At 67.3% G+C, this 20018-nt stretch carries 15 protein-coding genes and 1 pseudogene; 10 read left to right on the top strand and 6 right to left on the bottom strand.

Annotated features, from left to right (window positions below; genetic code table 11):
• From mutM to GGR62_RS03660, 3 genes and pseudogenes are all read left to right on the top strand, one after another.
• The coding region (gene mutM / locus GGR62_RS03670; protein ID WP_184406606.1) for a bifunctional DNA-formamidopyrimidine glycosylase/DNA-(apurinic or apyrimidinic site) lyase at positions 1–662 on the top strand (662 nt) is incomplete at its 5' end.
• Between the two features lie 217 nt (positions 663–879).
• Positions 880–1152, top strand: a pseudogene (locus GGR62_RS03665) (DUF4380 domain-containing protein); the annotation flags it as partial.
• A gap of 67 nt (positions 1153–1219) precedes the next feature.
• A complete protein-coding gene (locus GGR62_RS03660) occupies positions 1220–2821 on the top strand; it encodes a glucan biosynthesis protein D (RefSeq protein ID WP_221229005.1) in 1602 nt (533 codons plus the stop codon).
• 128 nt (positions 2822–2949) lie between these two features.
• Here GGR62_RS03660 and GGR62_RS03655 read toward each other — a convergent pair whose 3' ends face one another.
• Together GGR62_RS03655 and GGR62_RS03650 are read right to left on the bottom strand one after the other, a co-directional pair.
• Positions 2950–4194 carry a GAF domain-containing sensor histidine kinase gene (locus GGR62_RS03655; RefSeq protein WP_184406604.1) on the bottom strand — a complete coding sequence of 415 codons (1245 nt, stop codon included), beginning with the start codon at positions 4192–4194 and terminating at the stop codon, positions 2950–2952.
• Positions 4195–4602: 408 nt separating this feature from the next.
• Entirely contained in the window at positions 4603–5238 is a 636-nt protein-coding gene (locus tag GGR62_RS03650; protein WP_184406603.1) for a thymidine kinase, read from the bottom strand.
• A 210-nt stretch (positions 5239–5448) separates the two neighbouring features.
• Here GGR62_RS03650 and rep point away from each other — a divergent pair, with 210 nt between their 5' ends.
• The 3 genes from rep to GGR62_RS03635 all read left to right on the top strand — a co-directional run bounded on the left by rep (position 5449) and on the right by GGR62_RS03635 (position 9461).
• Positions 5449–7425 (top strand): DNA helicase Rep, encoded by a 1977-nt coding sequence (gene rep, locus GGR62_RS03645; protein WP_184406602.1) that lies wholly within the window; start codon positions 5449–5451, stop codon positions 7423–7425.
• A gap of 394 nt (positions 7426–7819) precedes the next feature.
• A complete protein-coding gene (locus GGR62_RS03640; protein WP_260305427.1) occupies positions 7820–8416 on the top strand; it encodes a GNAT family N-acetyltransferase in 597 nt (198 codons plus the stop codon).
• A 10-nt stretch (positions 8417–8426) separates the two neighbouring features.
• The gene (locus GGR62_RS03635; protein WP_184406600.1) at positions 8427–9461 is read left to right on the top strand and encodes a DUF4272 domain-containing protein; all 1035 of its coding nucleotides are present in this window, start codon (positions 8427–8429) and stop codon (positions 9459–9461) included.
• 106 nt (positions 9462–9567) lie between these two features.
• Here GGR62_RS03635 and GGR62_RS03630 read toward each other — a convergent pair whose 3' ends face one another.
• Genes GGR62_RS03630 through GGR62_RS03615 form a run of 4 tightly spaced genes read right to left on the bottom strand, consistent with a single transcriptional unit; the run spans position 9568 to position 15635 of the window.
• Positions 9568–12267 (bottom strand): bpX6 domain-containing protein, encoded by a 2700-nt coding sequence (locus tag GGR62_RS03630; protein WP_184406599.1) that lies wholly within the window; start codon positions 12265–12267, stop codon positions 9568–9570.
• On the bottom strand, positions 12260–14110 hold the full coding sequence (locus GGR62_RS03625) for a hypothetical protein (protein ID WP_184406598.1): 1851 nt from the start codon (positions 14108–14110) through the stop codon (positions 12260–12262). Before GGR62_RS03625 ends, GGR62_RS03630 begins: the two co-directional genes overlap by 8 nt.
• Positions 14107–14520 (bottom strand): hypothetical protein, encoded by a 414-nt coding sequence (locus GGR62_RS03620; RefSeq protein ID WP_184406597.1) that lies wholly within the window; start codon positions 14518–14520, stop codon positions 14107–14109. Before GGR62_RS03620 ends, GGR62_RS03625 begins: the two co-directional genes overlap by 4 nt.
• Positions 14517–15635 carry an AAA family ATPase gene (locus GGR62_RS03615; RefSeq protein WP_184406596.1) on the bottom strand — a complete coding sequence of 373 codons (1119 nt, stop codon included), beginning with the start codon at positions 15633–15635 and terminating at the stop codon, positions 14517–14519. The genes GGR62_RS03620 and GGR62_RS03615 overlap by 4 nt, the downstream gene beginning before the upstream one ends.
• A gap of 151 nt (positions 15636–15786) precedes the next feature.
• Here GGR62_RS03615 and GGR62_RS03610 point away from each other — a divergent pair, with 151 nt between their 5' ends.
• The 4 genes from GGR62_RS03610 to GGR62_RS03595 are packed head-to-tail and all read left to right on the top strand — an operon-like array spanning position 15787 to position 20017.
• Positions 15787–16698 (top strand): STM4015 family protein, encoded by a 912-nt coding sequence (locus tag GGR62_RS03610; RefSeq protein WP_184406595.1) that lies wholly within the window; start codon positions 15787–15789, stop codon positions 16696–16698.
• Positions 16699–16717: 19 nt separating this feature from the next.
• Positions 16718–17848, top strand: a complete 1131-nt coding sequence (locus GGR62_RS03605; protein WP_184406634.1) for an STM4014 family protein — start codon at positions 16718–16720, stop codon at positions 17846–17848.
• Positions 17841–18659 carry an STM4013/SEN3800 family hydrolase gene (locus GGR62_RS03600; protein ID WP_221229004.1) on the top strand — a complete coding sequence of 273 codons (819 nt, stop codon included), beginning with the start codon at positions 17841–17843 and terminating at the stop codon, positions 18657–18659. Before GGR62_RS03605 ends, GGR62_RS03600 begins: the two co-directional genes overlap by 8 nt.
• Positions 18656–20017: an STM4012 family radical SAM protein gene (locus tag GGR62_RS03595; protein ID WP_184406594.1), complete on the top strand. Its 1362-nt coding sequence runs from the start codon at positions 18656–18658 to the stop codon at positions 20015–20017. Before GGR62_RS03600 ends, GGR62_RS03595 begins: the two co-directional genes overlap by 4 nt.
• Position 20018: the final 1 nt, after the last annotated feature.

Below are 20018 nucleotides of genomic sequence, written 5' to 3'. Positions count from 1 at the left end.
AGGTCCGTCGACGCGCCAAGTACCTGCTGATCGATACCGATGCTGGTGGCAGTGCGCTGCTGCATCTGGGCATGTCCGGCAGCCTGCGCGTGCTGTCCGGCGATGCGCTACCGCGCGCACATGATCATGTGGATATCAGCCTGGAAAACGGCCGCGTACTGCGCTTCAACGACCCGCGTCGGTTCGGTTGCTTATTGTGGCAATCCGATACACAGGAGCACGAGTTGCTTGCTGGGTTAGGTCCGGAGCCATTATCACAGGCATTTACCGGCGATTATCTTTATGCGTTGTCGCGCGGTCGTCGTGCTGCGGTCAAAACCTTTCTGATGGACCAGGCAGTGGTTGTCGGCGTCGGCAATATCTATGCGGCTGAAAGCCTGCATCGTGCGGGAATCAGCCCGTTGCGTGAGGCAGGAAAAGTTTCTCTGGAACGCTACCGACGCCTGGCTATCGCCGTAAAAGAAATTCTGGGATATGCCATCCAGCGCGGAGGCACCACGTTGCGGGATTTCATCAATCCAGATGGCGCGCCGGGTTATTTCGAGCAGGAACTCACGGTGTACGGACGCGAAGGCGAACCTTGCAAACAGTGCGGCCGGCCGTTGAAGCATGCCACGATCGGGCAACGTGCAACGGTGTGGTGCGGAAGTTGCCAACGTTAAGGCGCGTTGGAAACTTGCGCTGATGGCATGTGCAGATGGAGCACTCCGTCTTGGCAGTTACGCAGTCATTCCATGGGCTATGTGAGCTGCGTTTTTCCAGCGTCGCCGGAACCACTGTAAGCGTGCCTGCACCCTGGGATAGCACGGCTGACTAGTGAGTGCAGGAATGCTGGTGGGTTGCCGTGCCTCGCGCCACAATCGGTGCGTCCTGCGCGGCCAACCGCTGGCAGCGATCCATCCCGAGCAGGGGCAGGTGGAGGTGTATCTGGATGCGCCTGCGCAGCATCCCGAGCAAGGTCTGCTGGAAATGGAGGTGCATGCGCCGTATCGGCAGCTTGCGCCGGGTGCGCAGATGCGTGCGCAAGAGCAATGGATCTTGTTGCAGTACAGCGGAGCCGATGAGCCGCAAGCGCAGCAACAGTTCCTGTGCAGCAAGGCACAGGAGCTGGAGTTGCAGCAGGCATGTGTGGTGTCTTCGGCATCGCCTTGAGGCCCGCATTCACGTCCAGGCCGGGCTGTGGCTATGATGGCGCCATTCCCCGATCAGACCGATGCGCATGCAACGACGCCACTTCCTGAAGAATGCTGCCGCCGCCTTGGCCGCGCTCGGTTTGCCGGCATTACCGCAGTGGGCGTTGGCGGCCAAGGCCGTTGGTCTGCGTCGCTTGGGGCAGCCGCAGCCGTTCGACTACGGCTGGCTCAAGGGGCAGGCGCGTGCATTGGCCAAGGCGCCGTACAAAAGCCACAAGCAGCTGCTTCCGGGGTCGTTGGAAGCATTGAACTGGGATCAATACCAGTCGATTCGCTACCGCCAGGACCATGCGCTGTGGGCTGACGGCAATGGCAAGTTCCAGGCGAAGTTTTTTCATCTGGGCCTATATTTCCACACCCCTGTGCATATCTACGACATCGTCGACGGCAAGGCGCAGCAACTGGCCTACGATCCGGCGGCGTTCGATTACGGCAGCAGCGGACTCGGCGGCAAGCAGTTGCCCAAAGACCTGGGCTTTGCGGGGTTCCGGCTCAACACGCGCAAGGACACCGATCGCGATTTCTCTGCGTTTCTGGGTGCAAGCTATTTTCGTGCGGTGGGCAAGGAAGGCCAGTACGGGCAGTCGGCGCGCGGGTTGGCGATCGATACCGGAACCGGCGGGCCGGAGGAGTTTCCGGACTTCATCGCCTATTACCTGGAGCAGCCGGCAGACGATTCGAATACCGTCGTGGTGTACGGGCTACTGGACTCGCCCAGCGTTGCCGGCGCGTACCGCTTCGCCATCACCAATGGCGAGGTGCTGGTGATGGAGATCGACAGCGCGCTCTACCCGCGCAAGACCATCGAACGTCTTGGCATCGGACCGTGCACCAGCATGTACCAGGTCGGCGAAAACGATAGCCGCATGGATTGGGACTGGCGACCGGAGATTCACGACACCGACGGGCTGGCGATGTGGACCGGTGGCGGCGAATGGATCTGGCGCCCGTTGTGCAACCCGCCGCACCTGCGCTTCAACATGTTTGTCGATGAGAACCCGCGCGGGTTCGGTCTGCTGCAGCGCGATCGCAACTTCGACCATTACCAGGATGACGGCGTGTTCTACGAGAAGCGCCCGTGCCTGTGGGTGGAACCAAAGAGCGGCTGGGGCAAGGGCTCGGTGCAACTGGTCGAGATTCCGACCGTGGACGAGACCTTCGACAATATCGTGGCGTTCTGGAATCCGCAGGCCAAGCCGCAGCCGGGGCAAGAGCTGTTGATGGGCTATCGCTTGTATTGGGGCGCGCATCCGCCGGCCAGTTCGCCGTTGGCGCATTGCGTGGCCACGCGCACCGGGTTAGGGGGCATCGTCGGACAGAAGCGCAGCCATTTTTCCTGGCGATTTGCGGTGGATTTTGCCGGCGGCGATTTGCCGGCGGTGGTCAAGGATGCCAAGACCAAGGTCGAGGCCGTGATCCAGGTGTCGCGTGGCACGACCGAGATCGTGTCTGCGCGTCCACTGCACGAGCTCAAGGGCTATCGGGCGATGTTCGACCTGGTGCCGCCGGATGACAGCACCCAACAGATCGATATCCGCCTGTTCCTGCGCGCCAACGGCAAGCCGCTGAGCGAAACCTGGCTGTACCAGTGGACGCCGCCGCCGGCGAGCGAGCGCAAGCTCTACTAAGCACGGATGTGCGATGCGCTGGTGGGTGCCGGATGCGATGTCGCGCGGCGCGCCAAGCGGGTCTATCGCCGGTCTTGCGCACCGGCTAAAGCAGTCCGGCGGACGCAGCGCGTTGCCAGGCGTTGTGCTCAGGCCGGCGTCGAGCGATCGACCAGCTGCATGCGCGTCCGTGGGCGCTCGCACGCCAGCTCCACGCGGAAAATGGTGCCTTCCTTGCCGCTGGTGATGCGCAACTCGCCTTGATGCGCCTGCGCGATCTGCGCGGCCATATGCAGGCCAAGATCCACTTCCGGGAGGGGCCGGCCGGCGGTATGCACGTGCGTGGAGGCGAGCAGCACATTCAGCCGGCGCGGGTCGATGCCGTCCAGATTGCAGACCTCGATGCGCAGGCGCCCCTGTTCGGTGACCGCGACCGCCTTGATCAACGAACTCTGCTGCCCCTGCACCACGGCGTTGATCATCATGCTGCCGAACATCTGCGCCAGACGCACCGCATCGCCATGCACCGGCTCGTCGATGGCCACATGCGTGGACAGCACCTGGTTGGGGTAGGCGGCGCGGGTTTCGTCAACCACCTGCGACAGCGCATCGAGCAAATCGCTGCCGTTGCCGTAATCCAGCTGCAGCCAGTCGCGTTCGATACCGCGCGCAAAATCGCAGGCGAAATCGATCAGTTCTTCCATGCGTTGCAGGCTGCGTTGCAGGCTGCGGATGGCGCCGCCCTGGCGCTGGTTGAGCGGGTCGATGGCGAGCACGTCCACCACTGCATGCATGGACTGCAGCGGGTTGCGCAGGTCGTGGCCGAGGATGCCGATGAATTCTTCGCGCAACCGCGCCGAGGCGCCGGCGCGGCCCAGTTCGCGGCGTGCGCGCCGCGATTCCTGCGCGCTTTCTTCGGCGCGTTGTTCGGCCTGGATCTGCGCGGCCAGCAACTGCGCCAGCAGCTCGACCTTTTCCACCAACGGCGCGTCCATGACACGCGGTAGCGGGTCCAGCGCGCACAGGGTGCCGAACACGCTGCCGTCGTCGAACCTGATCGGCACCGAGACATAGCTCTCGAAGCCATAGAGTCGGGGCGAGGGGTGATCGCGGAAGACCGGGTGCTCGGAGGCGTGGCCAAACCACAACGCGTTGCCCTGGGTGCGCACGCTATCGCAGAAGGTGGTGGCCAGCGGCAGCTCGTCGCCGGGCGCCAGGCCGAACGATAGCTCGTCGCGCACCTGGCAGGTGATCCAGCGCGTCTCGGTGACGCGGGCGACCGCGGCGAACCCCATGCCGGTCAGCCGAGTGAGAATGGTCAGCACGTCGGGTACCGACGAAAGCCGACCGACACGCGCGATATCTGCACGTAATGCGGAAGGAAGCGGACCCATGCATTGCCTCCCGACAAGTGGATGATGGTCAGTCTACAGGGTTGTGGATGAGCCTGGTTGCATGCAGGTCGCCGCAGCGACTCATCACGATACGCTGGGTGACGTCGCACACGTGCGGTGGTGGTGGAATGCCTGGCGGGGCTTTCCGACGCATCACCGACTAGATCATTGACGGCAGATCGGCTGAATTCTTCAGTGCAATCGGCGAGCAGCGTGCCTGCCCGACCACCAGCGGCGCCTGCGCGACAGCGGGCGCGGCGAGAGGGAGGCTGCGACCGGTGCGCCGTGCGATGGTGGGGCGATGCCACCGTCGTCACCCGCCGATGCCGCGAAGACATCTCCACATCGCCGGCATCGGTGGCATCCCGAACACGCGTGACGCGGGAATCATGCTGGTGCAGGGGCGCGTTACGAGCCCGCCGACGGCAGCGGCAAGGCGATCTGCAACGGGTCGATGCGGCCTTCGCCACGCATGATCTTCTTGAACTCGGCGCGGCTGACCGATACGTAGCGCTCGTTGCCGCCGATCTCCACTTGCGGGCCGTCCTGCACCGCGTGCCCTTGCGCGTCCACGCGCACGGTCATGGTGGCCTTGCTGCCGCTGTGGCAGATGGTCTTGATCTCGTCCAGTTCGTCGGCCCAGGCCAGCAGGAACTGGCTGCCCTCGAACAGCTCGCCGCGAAAATCCGTTCGCAGGCCGTAGCACAGCACCGGGATGCGCAGCCGGTCGACCACTTCGCTCAGCTGCCAGACCTGCGCACGGCTGAGGAACTGCGCTTCGTCCACCAGCACGCAATGCAGCGCGCCCTCGGCCTGGATGTCGCGCTCGATGAGCTGCTGCAGCTCGGTGTCGCGATCGAACGCGCGCCCGTCTGCGCGCAGGCCGATCCGCGATGCGACCACGCCGCTGCCGGCGCGGTGGTCGAGTTTGGGCGTCAGGATCAGCGTCCGCATGCCGCGTTCGCGGTAGTTGTGCGCCGACTGCAGCAAGGTGGTGGTCTTGCCGGCATTCATCGCCGAATAATAGAAATAGAGCTTGGCCATCGGGTGATTTTACCGGGCCGGGCGGCTGCATGCAGCGCGTGCGGGCGTGCTGAGCGGCGCCGCTGGCTAACCGACGCCGGTGGGCGCTGCCGCCGCGCTTCCGATCCGCAGACCTGTCCCCACATGACAGCGCAGCGGCCGAGCTGAATCCGGCACGCCGGCCAGCCGCAGGCGACGCCGGTACAATGGCGTGCTCTGTCGGAAGCCTCTATGCACGGTCTCAATCCCCCGCAACGCGCCGCAGTGCTGCACTGCGAAGGTCCCTTGTTGGTGCTGGCCGGTGCCGGCAGCGGCAAGACGCGCGTGATCGTGGAAAAGATCGCGCATCTGATCGCGATCGGCCGCTATCCGGCCAAGCGCATCGCCGCGATCACCTTCACCAACAAGTCGGCCAAGGAAATGCGCGAGCGTGTGGCCAAGCGCATCCGCGGCGATGGCGCCGATGGGCTGACCATCTGCACCTTCCATGCGCTGGGGCTGAAGTTCCTGCAGATCGAACATGCCGCGGCCGGGTTGAAGCGTGGCTTTTCGATCTTCGATTCCGACGATGCCGCCGCCCAGATCAAGGACCTGATGCATGGCGCCAAGCCCGATGCGATCGAAGATGCCAAGAATCTGATCTCGCGCGCCAAGAACGCCGGCCTGTCGCCGGAACAGGCGATGGCTGCGGCACGCAGCAACCGCGAGAAGGAAGCGGCCAGCCTGTACGAGCGCTACCAAGCGCGGCTGACCACCTTCAACGCGGTGGACTTCGACGATCTGATCCGCCTGCCGGTGCAGATCCTGGAGGCCAACGAAGAGATCGTGATGGGCTGGCGCGAACGCATCGGCTACCTGCTGGTGGACGAGTGCCAGGACACCAACGATGCGCAGTATCGGCTGCTGAAGATGCTGGCCGGCCCGCGCGGCAACTTCACCTGCGTGGGCGACGACGACCAGAGCATCTACGCCTGGCGTGGCGCCAATCCGGAAAACCTGCAACAGATGGGGCACGATTATCCGGCGCTGGAAATCATCAAGCTGGAGCAGAACTATCGCTGCTCCAACCGCGTGTTGCGCGCAGCCAATGCCTTGATCGCACACAACCCGCACGAGCACTTGAAGACGTTGTGGAGCGACCAGGCCGACGGCGAACGCATTCGTGTGTGGGAATGCCGCGACAGCGAGCACGAGGCGGAGAAAGTGGCCGCCGAGATTTCGTTCCTGGGCACGGCCAAGCAGGTGCCGTGGAGCGATTTCTGCATCCTGTTCCGCGGCAATTTTCAATCGCGGCCGCTGGAAAAGGCATTGCAGCTGCTGCGCGTGCCGTACCACCTGACCGGCGGCACGGCGTTCCTGGAGCGACAAGAGGTCAAGGACGTGCTGTCGTGGCTGCGCCTGATCGTCAACCCCGAGGACGACGCGGCGTTCTTGCGCGCGGTGCAATCGCCCAAGCGCGAAGTGGGGGCGACCTCGCTGGCACGGTTGGCCGAGCTTGCCAGTGCGAAATCCGTACCGATGTCGCGCGCAGCCGAGTCGATGGGCGCACTGCAGCATCTGCCGCCGCGTGCGGCCAATGGCCTGAGCGCCTTCACCGATATCCTGCGCGACATGCGCGAGCATTCGGCGACGATGCCGGCTGGCGAATTGGTGCGCACCTTGGCCGAAAAATCCGGCCTGCTCAACGACCTGCGCAACCAGTCCAAGGACGAAACCGGCTTCCAGCGCCGCAAGCGCAATCTGGACGAGTTGGCCGAGTGGTTCGAAGGCGGCCCACGTGGCGCGAGCGCCAGCGATCTGGCCGCGCAGCTGGCGTTGCTGTCGCGCAACGACAAGGACGACGGCGGCAACCAGGTGCGCATGATGACCATGCATGCGTCCAAGGGTCTGGAGTTCCGCTACGTGTTTATCGTCGGCTGCGAAGACGGCGTGCTGCCGCATGAAGTGAGCCTGGAAGAAGGCAATCTGCAGGAAGAGCGTCGGCTGCTGTACGTGGGCATCACCCGCGCCAAGGAGCAGCTGTGGATGAGTCACAGCAAGCTGACGCGCAAGTTCGGCGAGCATGTGCGGCTCAAGCCGAGCCGGTTTTTCGATGAGATTCCGGCCGAAGAACTGCAGCGCGATGGCGCCGACCCGGTCGCCGATGCCGAGCGCAAGAAAGAGCGCGCCAGTGCCGGGCTTGCGGCGATCCAGGCGTTGTTCGACTGAGAGCAGCCGATCAAGCGACGGCGCTTGTCGTTGGGTGGGCGGGGCAATTGCGTGGTGCGGGGTTTGCGTCTGGCACCGCGCTCAGGCACGCGCTCGAGTACTGGCGGCGATTTATCGATCGTTGCAGGCGTGTCATGCGCTTCAACACGCATGCGAGTGGCTGCTGCACGGACCCGCACATGGACTGGCAGCGTGGCAGTGGCCCGTTGTCGAAAGACGTGCGGCTGGCCGCATGCAGCATGCTCTGTGGCCGTTGACCATCGACGTTGACGTACCAGGTTGGCGACGCCTGCATGCACGACGCTCACCGTCCGCTGGATCGGACGCGCATGCTCATCAGTGGTAGCGCGGCAAGGCTTGCCAGCGACATGCCTGCACGGCAGTCTGGTTTGCCTTGATGCCGGAGTGCGCCGTGACTGTCGTGATCGAAACCTCGCGTTTGCGCCTGCGTACGCTGGATCCCGAGCGCGATGCCGATGCGATGCTGGTCTTGGTCAACGACCCCGGTTTTATCGCTGGCATCAATGATCGCGGCGTGCGTACCCGCGAGCAGGCGCGCGATCATCTACGTGAGTGGGCACAGGCGCACCAGAAAAAATACGGCTTTGCGCACTGGGCGGTGGAGACGCGCGCCGAGGGGGCGTTTGCCGGCACGCTGGGCTTGTTGTGCCGCGAGACTTTGCCGGTGCCGCATCTCGGCTTTGCACTGCTGCCGGCATATCGCGGGAAAGGCTACGTCAGCGAAGCCGGGCGTGCGGTGCTGGTCTATGCACGCGATGTGCTGGGGTTGCCTCAGCTGTGTGCGATCGCCTCGCCGGACAATGCCGCTTCGATTCGCGCGCTGGAAGCGCTGGGGCTGCAGCGCGAGGGGCTGCGCGTGTTGAGTCCCGGCACCGACGCGTTGGCGTATTACACGATCGATCTCGCTCGCGCCGACATGGACAGCCCCCCAGGTGTGCGGCACCCTGCCGGCCTGCCTCCGACTGCATAAGGACACCCGCATGCCGCTGCTGGTCAATGCCTATTCCACCTTGCGCGAACCGCGATGGCCTGAGTTCCTGCCGCACGCCGCCGTGCAGCATCGCGACCATGCCGATCCGGAACTGGCCAACCATCTGCATGGCTTTGTCGGCTATGTGAATCAGGCCGGCGACGGGCAAATGACCCAGTCGCGCTATCACCTGATGCGGCATGTGCAGCGGGTGCGGCAGCACTTCAGCTTCGAGGTCGACGACAGCGCGTTTGGCGATCTGGCGGACTGGGCCGAGCAGGCCAATGCGGTGTGCTTTCTGGCCGACGGCAGCGTGCGCGACCCGCAGGGACGGGTGCTGATCAGCCAGGGCGAGCCGGCGCTCGATGACCAAGCCCAGGTGCCGTACCCGCCGGATGCGCGCGAGCGGCGAGCGCATCACCTGGCGCAACTGAGTGCACAGGGCATCCGCGTACCGCCGAGCTTGCCGCCGGTGGCCGGCGAGGGCGAAGCGCGGGTGCGCGACGCGGCGGCGGTGACGCAACGGATGCTGGCGTTGTTTGCGGTGGCCTTGCGTGCGGAGATGCTGGCCGCCGGCGATGCGCCACCGGCGCTGGACGAGGTGGAGGCGCGCTTGCCCGGCGTGACGGCTGCGCTGTCGCCGCAGGAGCGCGCCTTCTTTGCCGAAGCGCACCCAGAGCAGCAGATGCTGGCCAACGTCGGCTGGCGTTACGAAAGCCTGGCCGTGTTGCAATGGGCGCTGGGCCTGGCCGACGCCTTGCCGCAGCCGACCGCCCTGTGCGACGTGCCGCTGGCCGCGCAACGCGCGCTGGACCAAGCGCAGGCGCCCGCCCGCACGGTGCCGACGTTGCGGCCGCTGCCCGAACTGCTGGATGCCTTGGACCTGCATCTGCGCCTGCACTGGGCCGTGCGCCAGGCCGGTCACACCCAGCAGGCACCGCCGGCCGGCCTGGTGCCCGGCGTGGTGTACGAGCGTCATTACGCGCTCAACTGGCTGCTGCACTTCGAAGACGCGGACTGGGATGCGGTGGATACACCGACCTGAGCGGAGCGAGCACCGCTGCAACAGCGGCGCTGCGCGGCTCTCAGCGGCATGCATCCGCATGGCGTTGCGTCTTCGCGCCCGCTTCAGCGTGTGGTTTTCATAGGCGCTAGCCGAGGAAGGACATGGCATGGGTCAGCGAGCGGTCGGTCTGCAGATCCAGCAAACGGCCGTGCGCGTCATGCAACAGCAGATGGCCGGACTGCTCGCGCACCTTGACCGCGATGCCCGCAGGCCAGTCCAGCGACGCGACGATGCCGCCGTCATGGTGGCGCACCACCAGATAGCGCGAGCCGTGCGGCCAATGCAGGCCCACCAGGAACCCCGCTTCGAGCGCCACCACGCTTGAGCCCTCCGGCGCGCCGGCGGCGGCGCTGCGTTTGTGCAATCGGCACTGACGGGCCTTGCCGGTGTGCTGGTAGTGCAGCCAAATGTCGTCATCCGGATCGGCGCGCACATCCGCTTGCTGCGCGCTGCCGAGCCGATGCGCGAGCACCGGCGTTTGCGGCTCCACGCGCAGGGGATCGCGCGCCTTGAGGCGTCGCTCGGGCAGGCTGTAGGTCCAGTCCTCCAGGTGCTCGCGGGCCCGCACCAGGTACACCTCGCAATCGCTGAAGAATCCCGCCGCAATCACCGGGCCGGGCAGGTCGCCGACATGCCACAGCACGCTGTGCAGATCCTTGTCGGTATCGACCACCAGCAGCCGGTTGTCGACCACGATGCTCCAGCCGATTCCGCTGTAGCTGGGCGCAGCGTATTGCAGCGCGATCTGGCCAAGGTCGCGCACCGCATGGGTGATCAAATCCAGCCGATGGACGCTGGACACGCGCTCGCGGGGGGCGATCGCCAGGGCGACCTGTCCGCTGTCGGCGATGACCACACCAAAGGCAGGCGCCGGGTAGCGCCGCAGCAGGCGCCCATGCGCGTCCACCACCACCGCGCCGGCTTCGCCCAGGGCCAGCAGATAGCGGCGATCCGGGAGTGCAGCCACATCGTGGATGGCCGCCAGGCCGGCCTGCGGTGCCTGTAGTCGCAGGGTGGTGGCGCTATCCCATAGGCTGGATTGGCTGGCCGCGACGTGTGGTGTGAAGGCTGGAATATCGGCGCTGAGCAGGGGGTCCTTGGCCAGCTTCAGCAGCGTGGTCAGATCGCCGACGGACAGGCTGTTGCGTGCAAACGCATGATCGGCGGCAATCGCCGGCAGCAGCTGCCGCGCCAGCTGTTGCAGCGCGCGGTTGGGGGAAGCATCCACCAGCAGCGCTGCTGCCATTTCGCTGCGCGGTGCGGGATCGGCGGCGGGGTCTGCAAGCGCGGCGATGCGGTCGGCGTAGTGGTCCAGCGTGTCCGGCAACAGCTGCGCGCGCTTGACCAGGGCGCGTGCGCGCAGCGTGCTGCCGGCCTGTTCTGCGGCCAGCAGCCACTGCGCGGCCTGGTTGCGCGCTTTGTGCAGCGGCCACACCGCGTCCACCGCCGCCAGCCAGTCGCCGGCCTGCACCAGTGCCTGGCCCCATTCCAGCCGCAGCGCGTCGGCCAGTGCGCGGTCGGTGCCGTGCAGCAGCTGGATTGCGGCGGCAAAGGCGCCATCGCGGCGCGCGACCTGCACCGCACGCGCGTGGTCGCCGGACAGCATCAGCAGCCGGATGATCATCGCCGCCGACATGTCCCAGCCCAGCGCAAGCTCTGCGGCCTGTTTGTAACGGGCGTGCTTGACCAGATAGTCGAGCGCCTCCTGGCGCGCATTGAGCAATTCGGCCAGGACGAACACCGCACGATCGATCTGCCCCTCGCGGTCCAGGCGCGCGAAGGCGCTGCGATAGGTCGCGCGCAGATGCGCCTGCAGCTCTTCGCCCAGGCCGATGCTGGTGCCGGCGCCGCGCGTGCGCGACAGACTCAGGTCGCTGCGCCGCTGTGGCACCCCGAACGCCTGCCCCAAGGATTCGCCCACGCCATCGAGCGGCAGCGCGTTGCGCAAGGCTTCGTCCAGATCGCCGTTTTCGAACTGGCGCAGCATCCGGCGCATGTAGGCACCCTGGCGATGTCCGACCAGGCCGGCCATCCGCGAGGCAACCAGTGCGCGGGCAAGCCGCGTGCGCCACGCCGATACCGCTGCGGCACCCCGGCGTGCCGGCACGGTCGCGTTCTGCCCGGTGGCTGCCGATCCGTGCGACGTCGGTGCGTGCTCGCTGCTCAGGGCGCGCTGAGCGCGCGTCAGCAGGCGTTGCCACAGCGTGTTGTTCTGCACGTCTGGGCGCTGCGTCTTTAACGCCTGCAGGAACGCATCGCGCTCGGCGCTGGCTGGCGGGACGGCATTGCCCAGCAGTTGCCGCAGCGGTTTGCCGCGCAGCCGGTCCACCTCCAGCGGTGGCGCGCTCGGGCTGCAGTCGTAGGGCATGTGCAGCGGGTAGCCGGACACGTCGATCGCCTCGGAAGGATCCAGCGCCACGGCGTGTTGCCACTGCAAGACGATCACCTGGGCGCCATGGACCAGGCCGATATCGGCGGGGGGCAACTGCGCCGCCTCGGCGGCGGTCAACGCGCCCGAGAACAGGCCGCCATGCACCTGGCACAGCACCAGGCCGGGCGCCTGCTCGCAGACCAGCGCACGCGGCGCGGCAAAGCACAGCACATCGCCGTCGGCGAAGCGCAGCGCCCGGCTACCCGGTTGCCAGGCGCGCACGAGCCTGGCCAGGCGTTGCTCCGGGCCGAGCCACGCGGCCGAGAACCACAACGCCGACACCATCTGGCTGCCGTGCCACAGCGGGTAGCGCACGCTGCCGCCCACGTTGTTCGTGTGCGCGGGGTTAATCATGGCCGGGTTGCTCGGCCTGGCCCTGCACGACCATCAGAGGGGTCAGCCCGCCATCGCCCAAGATCCACGCCTGCCCCTGCAGGGTGACCAGTGCGACCCGCGCACCATCGCTGGACACCGCCGCGGCGCTGATCTCGCTGGCGGCGTGATGCAGCGTCCGCCGGCCGCTGGCCCCGATGGCGAGCAGCGCGCGACGATCGGCGCGCAGCACCAGCAGCAGGCTGTGCTGCGGCGCGTCCGGGTCGCCGATCAGGCCGATCGGTCTGTCGCCGGACGCCACGATCGCCTCGAATTCCTGAAAGCCATCGGCCGGCCCTCCGTGCAGCACCCGGTAGGCCAGCGAGCGGTCGCCGCCGGCCTGGCGGCTTGCCAGTTCGAGGGCGATGGCGCCACGCCATTGACCCTCCTGGACCAGGCTGCGCAGCAACACGACCGGCGGACGCGACCCCAACGGCAGCTGCAGGATGAGGTCCTGCTTGCCGGTGCGATGCAGGCGCAGCAGCCGCAGCTCTCCAGCGACATGGGTGGCGTAGAGCGCGTGTTCGGCATCGCCTTGCGCCAGCGCCACCACCTGCCCGGCGATCTCGCTGCCTTGCGCAACCCGCTGCCGCTGGTCGCCATCGCGCGTCCATGTCATCAGCCGGCCGTGCTGGTCCCACAGCAGGAACCGCTGCGGCATGCCGCCGCTGTTGAGCCACACGCACGGACGCAGCCGCACCTGGCCTGGCGCGGGGCAGATGCTCTGCCCGCTGGCCTCGATGGAGCCGGGCATGCCCTCGAGATTCCAGAACTCGGCCCGCTCCCGGATGGCCACGATGCCGCCCAGGTGCTTGTTCTGCGCCGCAAGGCACAGCGGCTGACCGCCTTGCGCCCATTGGTGGTAGCGCGGCGCCGCCCGTTTGGCGATGTCGGCGTGCTGCACCTTCACCATCGCGCTGCGCCAGCCGTCTGCCAGCAGCAGCGCGACATGGCTGCCGTCCGGGCTGAACAGCGGCGCATGGCGCAGCGAAAATTTGCCCTTGACCAGGTGTTTTGCGGCGTCGGCCTCGGCCGGGCGTTGGGTGTCGATGAAGTGCCCGCGCAGCAGCTGCGTGGCGGCCATGCTGGCAGGCACCGGCAACAGGCTGCTGCGGGTGCCGTGGCGCGTCTGCAGCACCACCTGCAGATGCGCATTGGCTGCAGGCAGGATGCCGGCCTGGTGGTGGAACGGTGACGCACGCACCGGTTGCGCGCCGATCCACCAGCACTCGCTGGTGGTCGGCGTGGCGCTTGCCAACGGCGCGGCCCAGGCCTGCGCATGCTGCGTGCCGGTCGCCTCGAAGGTGCGGCCCAGCAGCAGTTGGTGCAGCCGGGCGGGGCTGTCGGCGTCGTGCAGGTCGCCGGGCAGATGCGCCAGGCCCCAGACAAAGCGCGCATTGGCCGCCTGCGCACGGCGTGCCAGCAGGATCCACAACGCAATCTGCGCCAGGCGCGGTGCGCCCCATTGCGCCGGACCGGCATCGAAGATCGCCACCAGACGGGCATCGCGCGTGCGGGCCTGCATCCGGGGCACCAGGAACAGGTGCTCGGCGTGTGCGGCGCGGCGCAGGAATTCCTCCGGCAGTGCGTCGGCCAGTGCCCACTCGCTCAGCAGCAGGTGTTCGTAGCTGCCGCGCCGACGCAGATCGTCGATGCCGTCCGGCTCGCTGTCGCCCTCTTGGAGGCGCAGGCGACTGGCGCGTCCGAGCAAGGGGTCCAGGCGCACCAACCAGGTGCCGAGCTGGGCGGCGATGTGCGGGTCGAACCAATCCAGCCACAGCCGCCAGGCCTGCAGCGGGGCCGGCACCCGCAGCGCGGCGCTCACGCGGCCTCCCAGCGCTGACGGATCTGCGCCACGACCTCGGTACGCGCCGGTAGCAAGCGATGCAGCGGCAGCACCAGTGCAGGCGATCGCAGCAGCAGCAATGGCTGAGGCCCGTGCTGGCGGCGCAGCGCACGCTCCAGCAGTTCCAGCGGCAGGTCGGGGCGTTCGGCGGTGGGCAACCACAGGCCAGCGGCGTCCGCGCGCGGTGCCACGTAGTGCACGCCGTCGGCCCAGGGCAGCTGCGGCGCAGGGCCGGTCAGCAGCAAGGCCTGCGCCGTGGCGGTGACCAGTAAGCCCGCACCGTCGGGCAAGCGTGCCCATGCCGCCAGCAACCCGCGTGCGGCATCGCCCACGCCGATCACGCCCTGCGGGGCGACCGGCACCGGCTCGTCCTGCCACGACCAGTTCACGCGCCGCTGCCGATCTGCTCGATCAGGCGCGTGCGTTCGTGGGCCAGCTCGGCCGGCAGCGAGGCGGCCGTGAAGTTGGCATCGATCTCGCGCAGCAAGGCTTCGGCCATGGTGCGCAGGGCGGGAGTGTGCTGATCCTGCAGGCAGCGCTGGGCCGCCTCGACCAGCCGCGCGGTGCGCGAGAGCGGTTGCAGCGCGGCCTGTTCGACGGCCGCGCGCAAGGTGGGATTGGCAGCGGCGGCCAGCGTGCCGCGCAGCAGGTCCTGTGCGCTGGCTTGCTGCTCGCGCGTCGGCAGCACATAGAACAGCGGCCACAGATCGGCCTCGCTGGCCTGGGTGCGTCCGGCCAGCACGCAGGCGGCGGCGATCAGCCGCTGGGTCTTGACCAGACGACGGTCCGACAGCTGCATGCCTGCGCCGCGCAATGTGCGGATCGCCGCGGCGAGCGCCGTACGTGCGCCATCCATGTCCACCGCACGCGCCTGTTCGCACAACAGGTCCAGGTCGGCCAGCCCGGCGACAGGCTGCAGCCGCGCACGCTCGGCCTGCCATCCGCCGGCCAGCAGCGCGTCGAGTTGATGGTCCGCCACCGGGTCGACGAACAGATGCAGCAGGAAGCGGTCGCTGAAGGCCGCCAGCGCATCGTCTTCCGGCAGCGCGTTGGCCGCGCCCACGCACAGGCGCAACGGGCAGGGCAGGTCGGTCTGGCCACGGCGGAAGCGGCGTTCGTTGAGCAGCCCGAGCAAGGTGTTGAGGATCGCGGTGGAACCGAGGAAGACTTCGTCGAGGAAGGCGATGTCGGCTTCGGGCAACATCCCGGTCACATCGATCTGCACGCTGCCCTCGCGCAATTTGCGCAGGTCCACCGGGCCGAACAGCTCGGCCGGTTCGGTGAAGCGGCCCAGCAGATATTCGAAATAGCGCCCGCCCAGTGCGGCGGCGACGCGCCGTACCACCGCGCTCTTGGCGGTGCCCGGCGGGCCGATGATCAGCAGATGTTCCTGCGCCACTGCCGCGAGCACGATCAACTCGGCCAGCTGGTCGCGCTCGATCAATCCGGTGGTGGCGGCCTGGACGGTGGCGCGAATGCGCGCGGCGGCGGGATGGGCGTGCATGCAATCGGTCCTTCGAACAAATCATGCGGCGCGGTGCAGGCACCGGTGACCGCCTGTGGAACGGGTGATGAAGCGGTGGTACATGGCATTAACGAGGTTGCCACGACCGTGTGGGTATCCTGTCAGCTCACCGAGCCAGGGAGGCAATGCAATGACGATCGGCGAGTATTCGGAATTCTATCGCGGCAAGCGCGTGGTGGACTTCAGTGTGGACCAGCCCGCCAGCGGCGGCGACGTGGTGTACCGGCTGCGCCAGGACTACGAAGGCGAAGGCAGCCAGGCGGAGTTGCTCGACAGCCTGCTGGCCCAGGTCGATCCGGCCAGCATCCAGGCATTGATCATCGGCCCCTGGCGCGAATCCTACGAGGAAGGCCCCAGCGGCTATCTGCAGCGGCTGATCGAACGCCGCGATGAATTGAGCGCGCTGCGCGCGCTGTTCGTTGGCGACATGGTCTGCGAGGACTGCGAGGTGTCGTGGATCATCCAGACCGACTACACCCCGCTGCTGGCGGCGTTCCCGGCGCTGCAATCGCTGCGCGTGCGCGGTTCGTCCAAATTGGTGCTGACCCCGTTCACGCATACGCAGCTGCAGGAACTGGCGATCGAATGCGGTGGGCTGCCGTCTGCCATCGTGCAGGCGATCGCCGACTCCACGCTGCCGGCGCTGCAGCACCTGGAGCTCTGGCTGGGCGTGGAGGATTACGGCTACGACGGCGACCTGGGCACCTATCAGCGGCTGCTGGCAGCCATCGGCCCGGAGCGTCTGCGTTATCTGGGCCTGCGCAATGCAGCCAACACCGACGAACTGGCGACCTGGCTGGCCACCCAACCGTGGCTGGGCAGCCTGGACACGCTGGACCTGTCGCTGGGTACCATCGGCGATGCCGGTGCGCGGGCGCTGGTCGAAAGCACCCAGCTGGGCCAGCTGCAGCGGATCGACCTGAGCCATCACTACATTTCTGCCGACTGGCAGGCCCGTCTGGCGACGTTGCCGGTCACGGTGATCCTGGAAGACCCCGAAGAGGAAGAAGACGACGAGCGCTACGTCGCTGTCTCCGAATGACGTGAGCGCGCATTGGGTGTTGGTGGGGCCGCGCGACAGCCGCAGGGTCGCCGCCCTGCAGCAGGCATTGCAGGCGCAGGGGCAGCCTGTGGCGACGGTGTTCGATTATCTGCAGCTGCTGGACACCACGGCGCCGTTGCAGGACTGGCTGGCGCGGCATCCGGCCGCGCTGGTCAAGCTGGAATCGCCGGGCGAGGCGCCGGCGCTGCATCAGGCGCTGATCGTGCGCGGTTGGCACTGTCTTGGACAGCCCGGGCCGGCGCCTGCGCCATTGGCGCATGGCGAACTGGCGCATCAGCACCTGTGGCATGCCGGGTTTGCAGACCTGCTCGCCACCTTGCCGGCGGCGCGCTACCTCAATCCACCAGCGGAGCTGCTGGCAATGACCGACAAACGTGGCTGCCAGCAACGCTTGGCTGCGGCAGGGGTCAGCGTACCGACGCTGCTGGGCACGGTCGATGGCTACGCCAGCCTGCGCGAACGCCTGCAGGCCAGCGGCTGCACCCAGGCATTTCTCAAGCCACGCTACGGTTCCTCCGGGGCGGGCGTGCTGGCGTATCGCTGGCACCGCGACGGACGCCAGATCGCCAGCGGTTCTGCCGAGCTGGTGGTGCAGGACGGCCAGGTACGCGTGTTCAACGCCTTGCGCCAGCGCCGCTATACCCGCATCGAGGAGATCGCGCCGCTGGTCGATGCGATCGCCGCGCAGGGCGCGTATCTGGAACAGTGGATTCCCAAGCCGCGCGCGCCCGGCCTGCCCGGGTACCACTACGACCTGCGCGTGGTCGCGTTCGACGGCGTGGCGCGGCAACGTGTAGCACGTGCCAGCCGCGGCCCGTTGACCAATCTGCACCTGGGCAACCGGCGCCTGCCGGCGCAGGCCTGGCAGAGCGCCGAGGTGGATGCAGCCGTGGCCAGCACCGTGGCGCAGGCGGCCAGCGCGTTTGCCGACTGTCGCATGATCGGTTTCGACCTGATCCAGCGCGCCGGGCGCTGCCATGTGCTGGAAGCCAACGGCTTTGGCGATCTGCTGCCGCAGCTGCGCTGGCAGGGGCGCACCACGTACGAGGATCAGGCAGCCCTTGGTACCGTCTTCGCCACTGCTGGCATGACCGCCGATGCGCGCTGCGAGAACCGCCTGCATGGCTGAGATGCTGCCGGACATGCGCGCCATCGTCGGTGCGCACGACATCGTGCTGATCACGTTGGATACGCTGCGCTACGACGCTGCGCAGCGTTGTTTTGCGCGGGGCGAACTGCCGGTGCTGGCGCCGTATCTGCCGGCCGCCGGCTGGGAGCGGCGGCACACGCCAGGCAGTTTTACGTATGCGGCGCACATGGCGTTCTTCGCCGGGTTCTTGCCGACCCCGGCGCGCCAGGGCCCGCATCCGCGCCTGTTTGCGCTGGCCTTCGATGGCAGCGAGACCATCGTCGCGCAGACCCAGGTGTTCGCCGACAGCGGCGATATCGTCGATGGCCTGGCACGCTGCGGGTACCACACGGTGTGCATCGGCGGCACCGGCTTTTTCAACAAGCGCAACGCGCTCGGCACGCAGTTGCCCGGCCTGTTCCGCGAAAGTCACTGGTCGCCGGAGTTTGGCGTCACCGCCGCCGATTCGACCGAGCGCCAGGTCGCCCTGGCCTGCGCTCGCCTGGGCGACCCCGCGCTGCGCGATACCCGCTGTTTTCTCTTCATCAACGTCTCGGCCTTGCATCAACCCAATTGCCATTACGTGCCAGGCGCGGTGCGCGACGACTTCGACAGCCACTGCGCCGCGCTGCGTTATGTGGATGCGGCGCTGGCGCCGCTGTTTGCCGCGCTGCGCGCACGCGGCGGTGCGTTTGCCATCGTCTGTTCCGATCACGGCACTGCCTACGGCGAGGATGGCTACCATGGCCATCGCCTGGCCCACGAGGTGGTGATGACCGTGCCTTATGCCCATTTCCTGGTGACCCCATGAGCCTGCCTTCGTTGGCCGAGTTACTGCGTCAGCCGCCGTATCAGGCCTATTCGTACTCGTATCCGCACAAGACCAGTTACCGGCCGCTGCAGCCGGCCGTGCCGTTGTCGCAGGTCTGGGCCGACGAACCCCGGCACGCACTATTTCTGTACCTGCACATCCCGTTCTGCTCGTACCGCTGCGGGTTCTGCAATCTGTTCGCGCTGGCGCGCCCGGCACCGGCGCAGGTGGAGGCGTATCTGGCGCAGATGGAGCAGCAACTGCGCGCCACCGTGCAGGCCTTGGGCACACACCGCTTCGTGCGTTTTGCGATGGGCGGCGGCACGCCGAGCTATCTGGATCCGGCGCAATTGCAGCGCGTGTTCGACATGGTGGCGCGCCACGCGACGATTGCGCTGGACACCATTCCGGCCGGCATCGAGGTCTCGCCGGAAACCGTCGACGCCGAGCGGCTGCGGGTCTGCCGGCAGGCCGGCATCGATCGCGTCAGCATGGGCATCCAGAGTTTCAGCGCTGCTGAAGTGAGCGCACTGGTGCGGCCGCAGCAGCGCGACACGGTGGAGCGGGCGATCGCCACCATTCGCGCCCAGGACATCCCGACGTTGAACCTGGATCTGATCTACGGCATCGCCGGGCAGACCGTGGACAGCTTCCTGGCCTCCATCGACAGCGCACTGCAGCATGCTCCCGAAGAGCTGTATCTGTATCCGCTGTACGTGCGTCCGATGACCGGCCTGGGCCGGATCGAGGCCAAGAGCGGCGGGCGACGCAGCTTCGTGCTGCAACCCGAGCCGCTGGACGAGCGCCTGCTGCTGTACCGCGCCGGCCGCGACCATCTGCTGGCGGCCGGCTATACGCAGGTGTCGATGCGTATGTTCCGCGCCCCGCATGCGCGCGATAGCGACGCGCCGGTGTACTGCTGCCAGAGCGATGGCATGGTGGGCATCGGCTGCGGCGCGCGCTCGTATACCGCCGGCCTGCATTACTCCAGCGAATACGGGGTCAGCCGGCGCTCGGTCGCGGAGATTCTCGAGCACTATCTGGCGCGCGATCCGGCCAGCTTCGCCAGCGCCGACTACGGCATCGCGCTGGAGGCCGACGATGCCATGCGGCGGCATGCGATCCAGTCGCTGCTGGTGTTTCCCGGGCTGGACCGCGACGCGTTCCGTCAGCGCTTCGGCCTCGATTGTGTGGACGCCTTGCCGCAGCTGCAGGAGTTGCTGGCGCTGGGGCTGGCGCAGCAACACGGAGCGCTGCTGGCGCTCACCGCCGCGGGCATGGAGCGGGCCGACACCATCGGCCCGTGGCTGACCTCTGCGCCGATTGTCGAGCGCATGCAGCAGTACCAGGTCGGGTAAG

The sequence above is a fragment of the Xanthomonas sp. 3075 genome (assembly GCF_014197275.1).
GTDB lineage: Bacteria > Pseudomonadota > Gammaproteobacteria > Xanthomonadales > Xanthomonadaceae > Xanthomonas > Xanthomonas campestris_B.
Note: the sequence above shows the minus strand (reverse complement) of the source record. Positions and strands in the feature narration are given on the sequence as shown.

Excerpts from the sequence above, each read along its gene's own strand:
- GGR62_RS03660 (WP_221229005.1), top strand. The coding sequence starts at position 1,220 with ATGCAACGACGCCACTTCCTGAAGAATGCTGCCGCCGCCTTGGCCGCG.
- GGR62_RS03655 (WP_184406604.1), bottom strand. The coding sequence starts at position 4,194 with ATGGGTCCGCTTCCTTCCGCATTACGTGCAGATATCGCGCGTGTCGGT.
- GGR62_RS03650 (WP_184406603.1), bottom strand. The coding sequence starts at position 5,238 with ATGGCCAAGCTCTATTTCTATTATTCGGCGATGAATGCCGGCAAGACC.
- rep (WP_184406602.1), top strand. The coding sequence starts at position 5,449 with ATGCACGGTCTCAATCCCCCGCAACGCGCCGCAGTGCTGCACTGCGAA.
- GGR62_RS03635 (WP_184406600.1), top strand. The coding sequence starts at position 8,427 with ATGCCGCTGCTGGTCAATGCCTATTCCACCTTGCGCGAACCGCGATGG.
- GGR62_RS03630 (WP_184406599.1), bottom strand. The coding sequence starts at position 12,267 with ATGATTAACCCCGCGCACACGAACAACGTGGGCGGCAGCGTGCGCTAC.
- GGR62_RS03615 (WP_184406596.1), bottom strand. The coding sequence starts at position 15,635 with ATGCACGCCCATCCCGCCGCCGCGCGCATTCGCGCCACCGTCCAGGCC.
- GGR62_RS03610 (WP_184406595.1), top strand. The coding sequence starts at position 15,787 with ATGACGATCGGCGAGTATTCGGAATTCTATCGCGGCAAGCGCGTGGTG.
- GGR62_RS03600 (WP_221229004.1), top strand. The coding sequence starts at position 17,841 with ATGGCTGAGATGCTGCCGGACATGCGCGCCATCGTCGGTGCGCACGAC.
- GGR62_RS03595 (WP_184406594.1), top strand. The coding sequence starts at position 18,656 with ATGAGCCTGCCTTCGTTGGCCGAGTTACTGCGTCAGCCGCCGTATCAG.